At 69.8% G+C, this 755-nt stretch carries 1 protein-coding gene and 1 pseudogene; both read left to right on the plus strand.

What is annotated here, in order from left to right:
• Positions 1–435 (plus strand): annotated as a pseudogene (locus IG74_RS53080) (acyltransferase domain-containing protein); the annotation flags it as partial.
• Between the two features lie 79 nt (positions 436–514).
• Positions 515–755 (plus strand): hypothetical protein (locus IG74_RS54070; RefSeq protein WP_420710065.1); only part of this gene is annotated, 241 nt, incomplete at its 3' end.

Here is a 755-nt window from a genome sequence, read left to right on the forward strand (position 1 = left end):
GAGATGGTCGCGCAGCTGGAGGGTGAGGAGATCCGGGTCCGCCGGGTTCCGGTGGATTACGCCTCGCACTCCGCGCATGTGGAGGAGATCCGCGAGGAGTTGCTGAAGGTCCTGGCGGACCTGAAGCCCCGCACGTCCGAGGTGCCGTTCTATTCGACGGTGTCCGGTGAGCTGGTGGACACGGTCGGGCTGGACGCGGAGTACTGGTACCGCAATCTGCGCCAGACGGTGGAGTTGGAGGCCACCACCCGCACTCTGCTCGACGACGGACACACCGTGTTCATCGAGGTGAGCCCGCACCCGGTGCTGACCGTGCCGGTGCAGCAGACGGTGGAGGCCGCTGAGGCGCAGGCCGTGGTCATCGGGACCCTTCGCCGCGACGAGGGCGGTCTGGAGCGGTTCCTGACCTCCGGCGCGGACACTGGAGGTGGAGGGCGAGGAGGCGGAGTCGTCGTTGACGGCGTTGCTTCCGGCGCTGTCGTCGTGGCGTCGTCAGCGGCGTGAGCAGAACACGGTGGACACGCTGGCCGCCGCCGTGCTGGATGGCTTGACCGGCCGTGGTGCGCATGTCGTCTCCGTGGTCGTCGGGGCCGCGGATGGCCGTGAGGTGGTCGCGGAGCGGCTGCGTGGGGCGCTCGACGGGGCTGGGGTGGAGCCGTCGGGTGTGGCGGGTGTGTTCTCGCTGGTGGCGCTGGACGAGTCGGGGCATGGGGTCTTCGGGGGTGTTCCTGCTGGGTTTGCCGCGTTGGTGGGGC

The sequence above is a fragment of the Streptomyces sp. NRRL B-1347 genome, from assembly GCF_000720325.1.
GTDB lineage: Bacteria > Actinomycetota > Actinomycetes > Streptomycetales > Streptomycetaceae > Streptomyces.